Genomic DNA, 14800 nt, shown 5'->3' with positions numbered 1-14800 from the left:
CTTCATTCGAGAAGATAACGCCTTTTCGTTTAAATATCAGGTGTTTCTGTAGAGGTACTTATTTTTCTACGGGAGCGTCTTTTTCTCCCGATTTTATCTAATAGTTCATACATAACGGGAACGACTACTAATGTAAGAACGGTTGAGACTGCCAAACCACCGATTACAACGACGGCCAGACTTTTGGATACCATACTTCCTGCTTGAGATTGACCGAATAGGAGTGGTAGCATAGCGACGATCGTTGTTATAGCTGTCATAATAATTGGACGTAATCTAGTAGATCCGGCTTCTAGTAAGGCTTCTCTTGTTTCCATACCGTTTTCCCGATTTTGTTGCACTCTTTCTATTAATACAATAGCATTTGTAACGACAATCCCGATTAACATTAATGCGCCGATTAATGAATTTACGTCAACAGGTGTTCTTGAAATGATTAATCCTAAAATACCGCCGACAGCAGCTAATGGTAAAGAGAATAAAATCGCGAAAGGAGCACGTGCTTGCCCGAAGGTGATAACCATAATTAAATATACAATCCCAATTGCAATCCCCATAATTTTGAATAAATCTGTGAAGTTCTCTTGCATAGACTCGGTAGCGCCTGCGATATTTACTTTTGCTCCGTTAGGTAAATCTAAGTCGGTTATAGCCTTATTTACTTCTGCGCTTACTTTACTTAAATCTTCACTTGAAGCTTCTGCGGTAATTTGTATCGTTTCTTTCCCATCTTTATGGAAGATTTCTGTTTGAAGTTGCTTTTCTGAAATAGTTGCAATGTCTTTTAAAGGAATAGGTCCGTTAATAGGTGAAAGTATATTTGTGTTTAAAATATCTTCTTGTTTGTTAATGGATGCCTTTTTATGTTCTATCATAATAGTTGTTTTTTCATTATTGATTGAAATTTCCCCAATAGGAGATTTCTTCATAAGGAATGATACTTGTTGTGCTACTAATTCTGGTGTTAAACCGAGTTGTTCCGCCTTTGTTTGATCGATATAAATTTGCCATTCTTTTTTAGAGTCTTCTATATTTGTTTTTACTTTAGAGAGAGCATCCATACTTTTTAGTTTTGTTTCGACGATGTTAGCGGCCTTTTTTAAATTTGTCTCGTTAGTAGCGGTTACGTTAAATTGTAAGTTGTTTCCGCCTCCGGAGTCAGAGTAACTAGTTTTTATATAATCAAGTTCAGCTGGTTCAAAAGTATTATGCTCTTTTTTTAATTCTTTAATATATTGGTCGATATCAGATCCCTTTTTAAAGACTACAAATATAGTTGCAAGATTGTTTTTAGTTGTCTGTCCCCATTGTGCATCTTCTGCGCTAGATCCCATTCGTAAAATAACATCTGTTACATCAGAATTAGAGAGTAGTTTCTTTTCGAAATCAAAGGCTTTTTGTTTTTTAGCTTCAGAATCATAATCGGTTGGAAATGTCATGTTAACGGATAGCATTGTATCGTCCTCAGACTTTATGTTCGCTTTAGGTAGTAATATGTAGGCTGCAATGGATCCTGCAAACAATAAAAAAGAAGTGAGTAGAATGATAAACTTATGAGAAAGAGCCCACTTTAATGTAGCGACATATCGCGGTGAAGAATGAGAATTGCGACGTTTTGTTTTTTTGAGTAGTAAAAAAGCCATAAGTGGAACAACTGTTAACGCAACGATTAAAGAAGAAAGGATAGAATATACAACTGCTAATACCATAGGTAACATTAGTTTTCCAATTACTCCCGATACGAGACCGATAGGTAAAAAAACGGCGACTGTTGTTAAAGTAGAAGAGGTAATTGCGACTGCGACCTCTTTCGTTGCTTCAAGAATAATATTTTTAGAGAAGGTTTCTTTTTGTAAACGACGGAAAATGTTCTCGATGACAACGATACTATCATCGACGAGACGACCCACAGCAACAGCTAAGCCACCAAGAGTTAGAATGTTAAGTGTGATGTTGGATTGATGGAGTAAAAATAGTGTTAATAAAATAGATAGCGGAATACTAATGACAGCGATGAGTGTTGTTCGGAAGCTGCGTAAAAAGATTAAGATAATGAGAGTTGCAGCAATTGCCCCAAGGATTACTTCTTTGCCCATACTAGTAACAGCATTTTCAACTTGCTCATGAGTTGAAGCTAGAAGTTTAATAGAAAACTGATCTTTATATTGCTTGCTTATATCTTTAATCTTTTTATCGATCTCTTTTCCGATTGCAACCGCGTTTTTACTTGGCTCTTTCATGATGATTAATCCTGTTCCTTCTTCTCCGTTTATGTGAGAGATTGTATCATGATGTTGTTTTAGTTCAATTTGAGCGACATCTTGTAACTTTACTTGAGGTGTAACGGTAATGTTTTTAATGTCATTTACATTTTTTATATCTCCGATGACACGAAGGTTGTATTCCTCCTTATTAACGGTAATTGCTCCGGCTGGAGTGGAAGTTTCTTTTCCTTGTAAAACTGCTAATACTTGCTCTGATGTTACGCTTTTATCTTTTAGTTGGTTAGGATCAAGTACGATGGATAATTCGGAAGTTGATTTTCCGAAAAACATAACATTGGCAACACCGTCAATGCTTTCGAGTTGTGGTACGATTTCTTTCTCGATTTGTTTTTCGTCAGCTTTTGAAAATCCGTTCTGCTTCTGGATGGTAATTTGAGCGAGTGGAATCATTGAAGTATTTAATTGGCTAACTACAGGCTTAGTTACATCTTTAGGTAATTTAATTGTATTAATTGTTTTTTCGACTTCGCGTGCCGCATCTTTCATATTTGCCTTGGATGTATATGCAATGTCGATGCGTGATAATCCCTCGTTTGTGGAAGAAGTGATGCCATCGATATGTTCTAAATTACGAAATTGTTTTTCAAGGGGATCAGTTACGTCCTTGGCCATCGTTTCAGCATCGAGCCCTTGAGATAATGTCGTGACAGTTATTGCGGGGTTATCGATGCTTGGTAAAAATTCCATAGGTAATTTAGAGCCGGAATAAACGCCAAGTATGGAAATGAGAAAAACCATGATAATAATAGCGGCTCGGTTTTTTAATGAAAATTTTGTTAACCTATCCATAAGATAATTCCTCCATTAGTTTATTTATAGTTTTGTGGGCACTTTCTTACTATATAACAAAAATTGGATATCTTTCATTAATTAAATGTAAAAAAATTCTAACAATAATCTTAAGTTAATATTTCGAGGGGAAGTTCGTTATTTGTGGAAGTAAAATTCCTGATTGGAGAGAAAAATCAGGAATTAAAGTTTTGCTCTAGTATAGTGGCCTCGTTTTTTGTTACTCTACATTTAAATGGTTATTTGTCTTTCTTAAGTAGAACTGTGGTAATTGTAAAATTTAAAAAGGAGAGGACTACAGGTTAGGAAGTTGCCTGGTGGATGATAGTGTATAGTAACTTGTATACAATCAAAATGAATGTTTTCAGTAGAAAGGATAAGGGTTCTTTCTATAGAAGAAAGTAGAGTAGATAACTTTTTGTGTTTTTTTATAAAAAATACTTGTTATTTAAAAACCATGATGGTATATTAATAAACGTCGCTGATGCGGAAACGTAGAAAACGACAAAAAAGAAATTTAAAAACATAGTTGACATCGAAAAATGAAGATGTTAATATGATGAAGTCGCTTCTGAAGCGGCGGACAAGTTCTTTGAAAACTGAACGAAACAAACAACGTGAACGTCAATTTTTATTTTTAGATGCTAGACAAACTAACTTTATTGGAGAGTTTGATCCTGGCTCAGGATGAACGCTGGCGGCGTGCCTAATACATGCAAGTCGAGCGAATGGATTAAGAGCTTGCTCTTATGAAGTTAGCGGCGGACGGGTGAGTAACACGTGGGTAACCTACCCATAAGACTGGGATAACTCCGGGAAACCGGGGCTAATACCGGATAATATTTTGAACTGCATAGTTCGAAATTGAAAGGCGGCTTCGGCTGTCACTTATGGATGGACCCGCGTCGCATTAGCTAGTTGGTGAGGTAACGGCTCACCAAGGCAACGATGCGTAGCCGACCTGAGAGGGTGATCGGCCACACTGGGACTGAGACACGGCCCAGACTCCTACGGGAGGCAGCAGTAGGGAATCTTCCGCAATGGACGAAAGTCTGACGGAGCAACGCCGCGTGAGTGATGAAGGCTTTCGGGTCGTAAAACTCTGTTGTTAGGGAAGAACAAGTGCTAGTTGAATAAGCTGGCACCTTGACGGTACCTAACCAGAAAGCCACGGCTAACTACGTGCCAGCAGCCGCGGTAATACGTAGGTGGCAAGCGTTATCCGGAATTATTGGGCGTAAAGCGCGCGCAGGTGGTTTCTTAAGTCTGATGTGAAAGCCCACGGCTCAACCGTGGAGGGTCATTGGAAACTGGGAGACTTGAGTGCAGAAGAGGAAAGTGGAATTCCATGTGTAGCGGTGAAATGCGTAGAGATATGGAGGAACACCAGTGGCGAAGGCGACTTTCTGGTCTGTAACTGACACTGAGGCGCGAAAGCGTGGGGAGCAAACAGGATTAGATACCCTGGTAGTCCACGCCGTAAACGATGAGTGCTAAGTGTTAGAGGGTTTCCGCCCTTTAGTGCTGAAGTTAACACATTAAGCACTCCGCCTGGGGAGTACGGCCGCAAGGCTGAAACTCAAAGGAATTGACGGGGGCCCGCACAAGCGGTGGAGCATGTGGTTTAATTCGAAGCAACGCGAAGAACCTTACCAGGTCTTGACATCCTCTGAAAACTCTAGAGATAGAGCTTCTCCTTCGGGAGCAGAGTGACAGGTGGTGCATGGTTGTCGTCAGCTCGTGTCGTGAGATGTTGGGTTAAGTCCCGCAACGAGCGCAACCCTTGATCTTAGTTGCCATCATTAAGTTGGGCACTCTAAGGTGACTGCCGGTGACAAACCGGAGGAAGGTGGGGATGACGTCAAATCATCATGCCCCTTATGACCTGGGCTACACACGTGCTACAATGGACGGTACAAAGAGCTGCAAGACCGCGAGGTGGAGCTAATCTCATAAAACCGTTCTCAGTTCGGATTGTAGGCTGCAACTCGCCTACATGAAGCTGGAATCGCTAGTAATCGCGGATCAGCATGCCGCGGTGAATACGTTCCCGGGCCTTGTACACACCGCCCGTCACACCACGAGAGTTTGTAACACCCGAAGTCGGTGGGGTAACCTTTATGGAGCCAGCCGCCTAAGGTGGGACAGATGATTGGGGTGAAGTCGTAACAAGGTAGCCGTATCGGAAGGTGCGGCTGGATTACCTCCTTTCTATGGAGAATTGATGAACGCAGTTCATCAATAAACGTTGACTTGTTTTGTTTCGTTCAGTTTTGAGAGAACTATCTCTCAAGTTTAAATGTATGTTCTTTGAAAACTAGATAACAGTGTAGCTCATATTTTTTTAATTTTAGTTTGGTTAAGTTAGAAAGGGCGCACGGTGGATGCCTTGACACTAGGAGTCGATGAAGGACGGGACTAACGCCGATATGCTTCGGGGAGCTGTAAGTAAGCTTTGATCCGAAGATTTCCGAATGGGGAAACCCACTATACGTAATGGTATGGTATCCTTACCTGAATACATAGGGTATGGAAGACAGACCCAGGGAACTGAAACATCTAAGTACCTGGAGGAAGAGAAAGCAAATGCGATTTCCTGAGTAGCGGCGAGCGAAACGGAATCTAGCCCAAACCAAGAGGCTTGCCTCTTGGGGTTGTAGGACATTCTATACGGAGTTACAAAGGAACGAGGTAGACGAAGCGACCTGGAAAGGTCCGTCACAGAGGGTAATAACCCCGTAGTCGAAACTTCGTTCTCTCTTGAATGTATCCTGAGTACGGCGGAACACGTGAAATTCCGTCGGAATCTGGGAGGACCATCTCCCAAGGCTAAATACTCCCTAGTGATCGATAGTGAACCAGTACCGTGAGGGAAAGGTGAAAAGCACCCCGGAAGGGGAGTGAAAGAGATCCTGAAACCGTGTGCCTACAAATAGTCAGAGCCCGTTAATGGGTGATGGCGTGCCTTTTGTAGAATGAACCGGCGAGTTACGATCCCGTGCAAGGTTAAGCTGAAGAGGCGGAGCCGCAGCGAAAGCGAGTCTGAATAGGGCGTTTAGTACGTGGTCGTAGACCCGAAACCAGGTGATTTACCCATGTCCAGGGTGAAGTTCAGGTAACACTGAATGGAGGCCCGAACCCACGCACGTTGAAAAGTGCGGGGATGAGGTGTGGGTAGCGGAGAAATTCCAATCGAACCTGGAGATAGCTGGTTCTCCCCGAAATAGCTTTAGGGCTAGCCTTAAGTGTAAGAGTCTTGGAGGTAGAGCACTGATTGAACTAGGGGTCCTCATCGGATTACCGAATTCAGTCAAACTCCGAATGCCAATGACTTATCCTTAGGAGTCAGACTGCGAGTGATAAGACCGTAGTCAAGAGGGAAACAGCCCAGATTGCCAGCTAAGGTTCCAAAGTGTGTATTAAGTGGAAAAGGATGTGGAGTTGCTTAGACAACTAGGATGTTGGCTCAGAAGCAGCCACCATTTAAAGAGTGCGTAATAGCTCACTAGTCGAGTGACTCTGCGCCGAAAATGTACCGGGGCTAAATACACCACCGAAGCTGCGAATTGATACCAATGGTATCAGTGGTAGGGGAGCGTTCTAAGTGCAGTGAAGTCAGACCGGAAGGACTGGTGGAGCGCTTAGAAGTGAGAATGCCGGTATGAGTAGCGAAAGACGGGTGAGAATCCCGTCCACCGAATGCCTAAGGTTTCCTGAGGAAGGCTCGTCCGCTCAGGGTTAGTCAGGACCTAAGCCGAGGCCGACAGGCGTAGGCGATGGACAACAGGTTGATATTCCTGTACCACCTCTTTATCGTTTGAGCAATGGAGGGACGCAGAAGGATAGAAGAAGCGTGCGATTGGTTGTGCACGTCCAAGCAGTTAGGCTGATAAGTAGGCAAATCCGCTTATCGTGAAGGCTGAGCTGTGATGGGGAAGCTCCTTATGGAGCGAAGTCTTTGATTCCCCGCTGCCAAGAAAAGCTTCTAGCGAGATAAAAGGTGCCTGTACCGCAAACCGACACAGGTAGGCGAGGAGAGAATCCTAAGGTGTGCGAGAGAACTCTGGTTAAGGAACTCGGCAAAATGACCCCGTAACTTCGGGAGAAGGGGTGCTTTCTTAACGGAAAGCCGCAGTGAATAGGCCCAAGCGACTGTTTAGCAAAAACACAGGTCTCTGCGAAGCCGTAAGGCGAAGTATAGGGGCTGACACCTGCCCGGTGCTGGAAGGTTAAGGAGAGGGGTTAGCGTAAGCGAAGCTCTGAACTGAAGCCCCAGTAAACGGCGGCCGTAACTATAACGGTCCTAAGGTAGCGAAATTCCTTGTCGGGTAAGTTCCGACCCGCACGAAAGGTGTAACGATTTGGGCACTGTCTCAACCAGAGACTCGGTGAAATTATAGTACCTGTGAAGATGCAGGTTACCCGCGACAGGACGGAAAGACCCCGTGGAGCTTTACTGTAGCCTGATATTGAATTTTGGTACAGTTTGTACAGGATAGGCGGGAGCCATTGAAACCGGAGCGCTAGCTTCGGTGGAGGCGCTGGTGGGATACCGCCCTGACTGTATTGAAATTCTAACCTACGGGTCTTATCGACCCGGGAGACAGTGTCAGGTGGGCAGTTTGACTGGGGCGGTCGCCTCCTAAAGTGTAACGGAGGCGCCCAAAGGTTCCCTCAGAATGGTTGGAAATCATTCGTAGAGTGCAAAGGCATAAGGGAGCTTGACTGCGAGACCTACAAGTCGAGCAGGGACGAAAGTCGGGCTTAGTGATCCGGTGGTTCCGCATGGAAGGGCCATCGCTCAACGGATAAAAGCTACCCCGGGGATAACAGGCTTATCTCCCCCAAGAGTCCACATCGACGGGGAGGTTTGGCACCTCGATGTCGGCTCATCGCATCCTGGGGCTGTAGTCGGTCCCAAGGGTTGGGCTGTTCGCCCATTAAAGCGGTACGCGAGCTGGGTTCAGAACGTCGTGAGACAGTTCGGTCCCTATCCGTCGTGGGCGCAGGAAATTTGAGAGGAGCTGTCCTTAGTACGAGAGGACCGGGATGGACGCACCGCTGGTGTACCAGTTGTTCTGCCAAGGGCATAGCTGGGTAGCTATGTGCGGAAGGGATAAGTGCTGAAAGCATCTAAGCATGAAGCCCCCCTCAAGATGAGATTTCCCATAGCGTAAGCTAGTAAGATCCCTGAAAGATGATCAGGTTGATAGGTTCGAGGTGGAAGCATGGTGACATGTGGAGCTGACGAATACTAATAGATCGAGGACTTAACCATATAATATGAAGCAATGTTATCTAGTATTGAAGGAATATGCCTTCAATAGTTTGGTGACGATGGCAGAGAGGTCACACCCGTTCCCATACCGAACACGGAAGTTAAGCTCTCTAGCGCCGATGGTAGTTGGGACCTTGTCCCTGTGAGAGTAGGACGTCGCCAAGCAAAAACGAGAGAATATAAAAAACTTATTGACTTTATAAGTGAATCAAGTATAACAATGTTTGTCTCAAATGAATATAGTCTGGTAATGATGGCAGAGAGGCCACACCCGTTCCCATACCGAACACGGAAGTTAAGCTCTCTAGCGCCGATGGTAGTTGGGACCTTGTCCCTGTGAGAGTAGGACGTTGCCAGGCAAAATGGAGGATTAGCTCAGCTGGGAGAGCACCTGCCTTACAAGCAGGGGGTCGGCGGTTCGATCCCGTCATCCTCCACCATATATGTCGGAGGGGTAGCGAAGTGGCTAAACGCGGCGGACTGTAAATCCGCTCCTTTGGGTTCGGCAGTTCGAATCTGCCCCCCTCCACCATTTCTTAATTATTGGGCTATAGCCAAGCGGTAAGGCAACGGACTTTGACTCCGTCATGCGCTGGTTCGAATCCAGCTAGCCCAGCCATTAAGAGCCATTAGCTCAGTTGGTAGAGCATCTGACTTTTAATCAGAGGGTCGAAGGTTCGAATCCTTCATGGCTCACCATTTTCTTAAAAAAATATGCGGGTGTGGCGGAATTGGCAGACGCACCAGACTTAGGATCTGGCGCCTTTGGCGTGGGGGTTCGACTCCCTTCACCCGCACTTTTAATAAAATATCTCATACATGTCTTGCGGAAGTAGTTCAGTGGTAGAATACAACCTTGCCAAGGTTGGGGTCGCGGGTTCGAATCCCGTCTTCCGCTCCAATTTTCAATATGACATGCCGGGGTGGCGGAACAGGCAGACGCACAGGACTTAAAATCCTGCGGTGGGTGACCACCGTGCGGGTTCGACCCCCGCCCTCGGCACCATATGCGCCCGTAGCTCAATTGGATAGAGCGTTTGACTACGGATCAAGAGGTTAGGGGTTCGACTCCTCTCGGGCGCGCTTTTATTAACGGGAAGTGGCTCAGCTTGGTAGAGCACCTGGTTTGGGACCAGGGGGTCGCAGGTTCAAATCCTGTCTTCCCGATTTTCCCAAAAACATGGGGCCTTAGCTCAGCTGGGAGAGCGCCTGCCTTGCACGCAGGAGGTCAGCGGTTCGATCCCGCTAGGCTCCACTTTATTTTTTATATGTCGGAGGTATACCCAAGTTCGGCTGAAGGGATCGGTCTTGAAAACCGACAGGCGGCGAGAGTCGCGCGGGGGTTCGAATCCCTCTACCTCCTCCATTTTTTTAAAAAGTGGTTTAGTTACATATAAAAATGAATAAGATATTAATTTTTTCCTTCATGGAGGTATACCCAAGTTCGGCTGAAGGGATCGGTCTTGAAAACCGACAGGCGGCGAGAGTCGCGCGGGGGTTCGAATCCCTCTACCTCCTCCATTTATTTTTAAAACATAATATCGTCGCGGGGTGGAGCAGTACGGTAGCTCGTCGGGCTCATAACCCGAAGGTCGCAGGTTCAAATCCTGTCCCCGCAACCAATGGTCCCGTGGTGTAGTGGTTAACATGCCTGCCTGTCACGCAGGAGATCGCCGGTTCGACCCCGGTCGGGACCGCCATTTTATGTTGGCTCGGTAGCTCAGTCGGTAGAGCAGAGGACTGAAAATCCTCGTGTCGGCGGTTCGATTCCGTCCCGAGCCACCATTTTTTTTATTTTTTTTTATTTATGCCGGCTTAGCTCAATTGGTAGAGCAACTGACTTGTAATCAGTAGGTTGGGGGTTCAAGTCCTCTAGCCGGCACCATTTAGGGGCATAGTTTAAAGGTAGAACTGAGGTCTCCAAAACCTCCAGTGTGGGTTCAATTCCTACTGCCCCTGTAAATTATATGGGCCTATAGCTCAGCTGGTTAGAGCGCACGCCTGATAAGCGTGAGGTCGATGGTTCGAGTCCATTTAGGCCCACCATATATTCCGCAGTAGCTCAGTGGTAGAGCTATCGGCTGTTAACCGATCGGTCGTAGGTTCGAGTCCTACCTGCGGAGCCATGGCCCGTTGGTCAAGTGGTTAAGACACCGCCCTTTCACGGCGGTAACACGGGTTCGAATCCCGTACGGGTCATAAAAAAAGAGTCAGCATATTGCTGACTCTTTTTTATTATGTATAAGCCTCTTTTTATTACCTTATTTTCCTCAAATAAATAAAGGGATTTAGGAAAAGCTATGGTATGTATTAAAAGGAGGAGAGGAAAAATGACACAAGTTAGAGAACTTATGAGTACTCATATCGTACATTGTACCCCATTAGACAATGTATATGAGGCGGCTGTAAAAATGAAGGAAGAATCGGTTGGATTGATTCCTGTTATTGAAAATCAACAAGTAGTTGGGCTTGTTACTGATCGAGACTTAGTTGTTCGTGGGATTGCTGAAAAACATCCTGGATCTAATCAAATTACAAATGTAATGACAACAAACATTGTTTCAGTTTCTCCAGATGATCCTATTGAAAAAGCTACAGAATTAATGGCACAATATCAAATTAGACGGTTACCAGTAGTTGAGAGCGGTCAATTTGTTGGGATGCTAGCACTAGGTGATTTAGCTATAAGAAAATCAGCAGATGATCAAGCAGGGTTTGCTTTAAGTGAAATCTCGGTGCATACGGAATAAATTATGTATAAAGATCAGATACATTATTCTAGCATATATGGATTAAACTAATATGTTAGCGTGATGTATCTGAGACATTATATAATAAGTATAGAGTCAATATTTTTGACAGTTTTTTTAAATTTGTCATTCCTAATTTTTAATAAGAGAAAAAATGATATACTGAGAGATATAAGTATTATGAGAGATTTTGAATATAACAATATTTATTGTTAATGATGTAATAATGAATTAATATTTCCTACATAGATACAAAGGGAAGGGGAATTATATGAGGGCTGTACAGGGCGATCCAAATTGGAATTTGGTTACAGATACATATATAGAACCAAATAATTTCGCTGAGTTATTTTCTTTGCTTGTACCTTGTCATCCAAAAGGTGAAGGGAAAGAGCGAACTATATTAGTATGGAAAGAAAAAGAATTTTATAAAGAAGAAAATTTAGCTGCGTGTATCGTATATGGCATGAATAAAGTAAAAAATTTACCGCAGTTTCATAAAGATGAAATTCCAACTCTAGTACGTATTCTTCGTTTATGTCAAGAGATTGGTTGGTATGAAGAGGCGAATGCTTTTATGATAACCCAAGGGCTAGCTGAATTTGTCCAAACTTCATTGGAGTATGAAACATGGGATCTTTTGACGAAAGCAGTTGCTTTAAACTATTTAATTATTAAATATCGTATTGGTGAATTAACAGATGAGGATGTAGAAATTTGGGATCGAGTTAAATTTAATGAGAAATGTATAACAGATTGCAAACATCTATTATCTCATAAAGAAGTATTGGAATTTACATTTTTTTATATGTGTAAGCGAGCGAAAACACTATCAAAAGAGCAATTAAATAGTGATATGATGAGTCTGGCAATGTATTGTAATACTTTTGTGTATGATTTATATACACATGACTTATTACGAAAGTATCGTAAGTGTACAGACTTCCTATCATATTATGGACCTAGTCAAGCAGTTTTAGCTTGTCAAAGAGCTGTACTTTCTCAAATTTCCGATCGATTAGATCCTTTAAAGACAACTCATGTAGATGATTATTTATATGTGATGAAAGAAATGATGGAGCATATGACGATAGGGGTAATGGATCGGTATGGTCATTTTATTGGAAAGTTACTATCATATGTACCATTTTTCGAAATGATCCAAGTGCCACAGCATGCATATTATTGTGAAGAATTACTGTATATTTGTAAGGGGATTGAATACAAAGAAGAAATACTACGCAATTATATATTTATACAATTACATGATTGTTTACCATCATTCTTTAAACTATTTCTTAAAAATAAGCGTTATGCAACGATTCATGATATTCTTTTCTATTGGTGCGACGATGAACAAAGAATGAGCTTAGAGAAAAAATATAATCTTAGTTTTATTTATGAAAAATATGCTTGTGGATAAACCATATTTTACATATTAAAAATTAATATAAATTAAAAAGGATCTCAATTTTATGTGAGATCCTTTTTTGTTAGTAAAGCAAGGAGAAAGTAACTAAGATAAGAAATAACATTCCATAAAGGAGAAGTTGTGCAGTATAACTTCCTTGTATACCAAAAAAAGTATTCATTTTTTCATATAAATTCAATATATATTTCATTGGATTATCTTTGAAAGATGGGTACACAGTGTCTTCTCTTTCTAAGCTTCTTGTTCATGTTTTTGGTTATTAGAAACATGAACGTATCTAGCTATGAATAATAAAACACCTATAAAGAATACAGGAAGTACGGTAGATAAATAAAAACCATTACTAATTATATTTGTTATAAGAGCACTCAAAAGAAAAATTGCATTATAAATATGGGCAATTTTTTGTTTTAGCCGCATTTGTAATGCTTCCATAATGATTTCTAAAGCAACAAAAGCAATAATAATAGATAAGAATGCAGTGTTCGTATTATAAATGATTAAACAACAGATTAAACCTAAAAAGGCCAGGTATTCAATAAAGAGAGGTATATTGCGTGGCATATAATTTACCTAACTAAATATGGCAGTGGGTTCACTGCATTTGTTTTTTCCAAATTCCATTCCCCATTATGTAATTCAAAATGAAGATGTTGCCCGTATGAATGACCTGTGTTTCCCATATGACCTACTAATTGTCCAGTTTGTATTTGATCACCAGCTTGTACAGTGCGATCCTTCATATGAGCATAAACTGTTGTATATAATTTCCCATTTATTTGGTGGGCGATGAACACGACATTGCCGTAGCTAGCTGAATAATAAGATTTCACAACTTTACCTGCAGCAGCAGCTTGAATAGAGACATTTCCTTGTGCTGCTATATCTATACCATAATGCATTTGCTCCCAGCGCATATCAAAAGTGGAGCTGATTTTCCCTTGAGTAGGGAATTTGAAAACTGCTGGAATTGATGCAGGTTGAGCTGTTTTAGCTTGTGCTTGATTTTGATTTTGCACTACATAGTGTTTTGCTACATATCCGTATCCTGTGCCAAAACGAATTTTATACCAAGTACCTACCGTTTCTACTACTTGTACTTGTGTACCATTTTGTAATGATCCAAGTAGAGTGCTACTTGTACTAGCGTTGCTGCGTACATTTAATTTTGGTGTTGCAACAGTATAAGAAGGAGAACCTTGTACTGTGACACCTTTTACTAGAGGTGTGGATCCATTAGATACAAATGTTTTTTGGACGTAACCAATTTGCCCATTATGTAATATTTTGTACCAATCCCCTTGTTCACCTTGAATGGTAATGAATTGACCATTTGGTAATATATCTAGAATAGAAGACTGTGTATTAGGTTCAGAACGAACATTTAATGCGTTTGCATTTACGATATATTGAGACTTTGGATGAACATTTTTTTTGAATAGAATTGCATCTTTTTTCATATAGCCTGTTTTGTTGTTAACAGATACTTTATACCAATCTTGAACTGTTTCAAGAATAGTAACGGGGCTATTAAATCGAATGTTATCAATTATTGCACTGTCTGCATGGTTATTTTGATGTAGTGCCACGTTATCAATTTTTACATATCCAGTTTTTACTGTAGATGGTTGTTTAGCAGCCGCTGCTTGTATATCGGATTCTCCCATAGAAGGAAGTAAAGAAGCAATTGCGATAGTAGTTGCTGTTAAAGCTGTAGCTTTCATATTCATGTAATAAAGACCTCCTCTAGTTGTATAGTTGTAATTTTATTATAGTATAAAGATATAATATATTGGTCGTATTCACATAAATGTAATATGAAATCAATAAAAATAATGCTAGAAGAGAGATTCGTATATAAATATTGTATATATCATTTGTGGGGTCGCATTTATATTTGTTTAACACGTTAAAATTTAATTCATAATTGAGAAAATTAAAACAGTTGATGATGTCTTATGGCGGTGTTATACTGACAGTGATAATTTTATAGTTTGCTAGGAGGGCTGGTGTTGCCAGCTGAGAGTAAGACCTTGAGTCTTTGATCCTTTTTATTACCTGATCTAGATTATGCTAGCGTAGGGAAGCAATTCGGACACTAACAATGAGTCCCCGTTTCTTTGCGTATAGAAACGGGGCTTTTTTATTTGAAAATTTCATATTAACACCACTAGGGGTGCTTTTCGTGCTGAGAGAGGAATAATCCTTAACCCTTACAACACCTGATCTAGATAATACTAGCGAAGGGAAGTGGAACAACGAATAA

The 14800-nt window shown here is 41.8% G+C and carries 5 protein-coding genes, 20 tRNA genes, 4 rRNA genes and 2 riboswitches; of the genes, 26 read left to right on the top strand and 3 right to left on the bottom strand.

Features of this window, described 5'->3' with window-relative positions:
- Positions 1-29 precede the first annotated feature (29 nt).
- Positions 30-3074, bottom strand: a complete 3045-nt coding sequence (locus ACE38F_RS24280; RefSeq protein WP_375370832.1) for an efflux RND transporter permease subunit — start codon at positions 3072-3074, stop codon at positions 30-32.
- Between the two features lie 659 nt (positions 3075-3733).
- On the opposite strand from ACE38F_RS24280, the gene ACE38F_RS24275 reads away from it, so the two are divergent.
- From ACE38F_RS24275 to ACE38F_RS24150, 26 genes are all read left to right on the top strand, one after another.
- Positions 3734-5285: ribosomal RNA gene (locus tag ACE38F_RS24275) — 16S ribosomal RNA — on the top strand.
- 146 nt (positions 5286-5431) lie between these two features.
- A 23S ribosomal RNA gene (locus ACE38F_RS24270) occupies positions 5432-8352 on the top strand.
- A 49-nt stretch (positions 8353-8401) separates the two neighbouring features.
- Positions 8402-8517: ribosomal RNA gene (gene rrf, locus ACE38F_RS24265) — 5S ribosomal RNA — on the top strand.
- Between the two features lie 78 nt (positions 8518-8595).
- Positions 8596-8711 (top strand): 5S ribosomal RNA (gene rrf, locus ACE38F_RS24260).
- Together the 16S, 23S and 5S rRNA genes with 20 tRNA genes alongside form the textbook arrangement of a ribosomal RNA operon.
- A gap of 5 nt (positions 8712-8716) precedes the next feature.
- A tRNA-Val gene (locus ACE38F_RS24255) sits at positions 8717-8792 on the top strand.
- An 8-nt stretch (positions 8793-8800) separates the two neighbouring features.
- Positions 8801-8884 (top strand) — tRNA-Tyr (locus ACE38F_RS24250).
- A 12-nt stretch (positions 8885-8896) separates the two neighbouring features.
- Positions 8897-8971, top strand: a tRNA-Gln gene (locus ACE38F_RS24245).
- A 4-nt stretch (positions 8972-8975) separates the two neighbouring features.
- Positions 8976-9051: transfer RNA gene (locus ACE38F_RS24240), tRNA-Lys, on the top strand.
- A gap of 17 nt (positions 9052-9068) precedes the next feature.
- Positions 9069-9149, top strand: a tRNA-Leu gene (locus ACE38F_RS24235).
- 29 nt (positions 9150-9178) lie between these two features.
- A tRNA-Gly gene (locus ACE38F_RS24230) sits at positions 9179-9253 on the top strand.
- Between the two features lie 16 nt (positions 9254-9269).
- Positions 9270-9358: transfer RNA gene (locus ACE38F_RS24225), tRNA-Leu, on the top strand.
- 3 nt (positions 9359-9361) lie between these two features.
- A tRNA-Arg gene (locus tag ACE38F_RS24220) sits at positions 9362-9435 on the top strand.
- A gap of 10 nt (positions 9436-9445) precedes the next feature.
- Positions 9446-9519 (top strand) — tRNA-Pro (locus ACE38F_RS24215).
- A gap of 15 nt (positions 9520-9534) precedes the next feature.
- Positions 9535-9607: transfer RNA gene (locus ACE38F_RS24210), tRNA-Ala, on the top strand.
- Positions 9608-9625: 18 nt separating this feature from the next.
- Positions 9626-9718, top strand: a tRNA-Ser gene (locus ACE38F_RS24205).
- Between the two features lie 62 nt (positions 9719-9780).
- A tRNA-Ser gene (locus tag ACE38F_RS24200) sits at positions 9781-9873 on the top strand.
- A 24-nt stretch (positions 9874-9897) separates the two neighbouring features.
- Positions 9898-9974, top strand: a tRNA-Met gene (locus ACE38F_RS24195).
- Positions 9975-9976: 2 nt separating this feature from the next.
- Positions 9977-10052: transfer RNA gene (locus ACE38F_RS24190), tRNA-Asp, on the top strand.
- A gap of 9 nt (positions 10053-10061) precedes the next feature.
- Positions 10062-10137 (top strand) — tRNA-Phe (locus ACE38F_RS24185).
- A gap of 24 nt (positions 10138-10161) precedes the next feature.
- Positions 10162-10237: transfer RNA gene (locus tag ACE38F_RS24180), tRNA-Thr, on the top strand.
- 3 nt (positions 10238-10240) lie between these two features.
- Positions 10241-10311 (top strand) — tRNA-Trp (locus tag ACE38F_RS24175).
- A gap of 10 nt (positions 10312-10321) precedes the next feature.
- Positions 10322-10398 (top strand) — tRNA-Ile (locus ACE38F_RS24170).
- A 5-nt stretch (positions 10399-10403) separates the two neighbouring features.
- Positions 10404-10478: transfer RNA gene (locus ACE38F_RS24165), tRNA-Asn, on the top strand.
- A 1-nt stretch (position 10479) separates the two neighbouring features.
- Positions 10480-10551: transfer RNA gene (locus ACE38F_RS24160), tRNA-Glu, on the top strand.
- Between the two features lie 131 nt (positions 10552-10682).
- Entirely contained in the window at positions 10683-11102 is a 420-nt protein-coding gene (locus ACE38F_RS24155; protein WP_215555281.1) for a CBS domain-containing protein, read from the top strand.
- Between the two features lie 271 nt (positions 11103-11373).
- The gene (locus ACE38F_RS24150) at positions 11374-12525 is read left to right on the top strand and encodes a DUF3965 domain-containing protein (protein ID WP_375371095.1); all 1152 of its coding nucleotides are present in this window, start codon (positions 11374-11376) and stop codon (positions 12523-12525) included.
- A gap of 240 nt (positions 12526-12765) precedes the next feature.
- Here ACE38F_RS24150 and ACE38F_RS24145 read toward each other — a convergent pair whose 3' ends face one another.
- Positions 12766-13098 (bottom strand): hypothetical protein, encoded by a 333-nt coding sequence (locus tag ACE38F_RS24145; protein ID WP_215555283.1) that lies wholly within the window; start codon positions 13096-13098, stop codon positions 12766-12768.
- A 5-nt stretch (positions 13099-13103) separates the two neighbouring features.
- Positions 13104-14264, bottom strand: a complete 1161-nt coding sequence (locus tag ACE38F_RS24140; RefSeq protein WP_375371096.1) for an SH3 domain-containing protein — start codon at positions 14262-14264, stop codon at positions 13104-13106.
- Positions 14265-14523: 259 nt separating this feature from the next.
- Positions 14524-14636: riboswitch (TPP riboswitch) on the top strand.
- A 60-nt stretch (positions 14637-14696) separates the two neighbouring features.
- A riboswitch (TPP riboswitch) is annotated at positions 14697-14800 on the top strand.

Origin of the sequence: Bacillus altaicus (genome assembly GCF_042136375.2) — a bacterium.
Classification (GTDB): Bacteria; Bacillota; Bacilli; order Bacillales; family Bacillaceae_G; genus Bacillus_A; species Bacillus_A cereus_U.
This window is presented reverse-complemented; position numbering and strand designations above follow the sequence as displayed.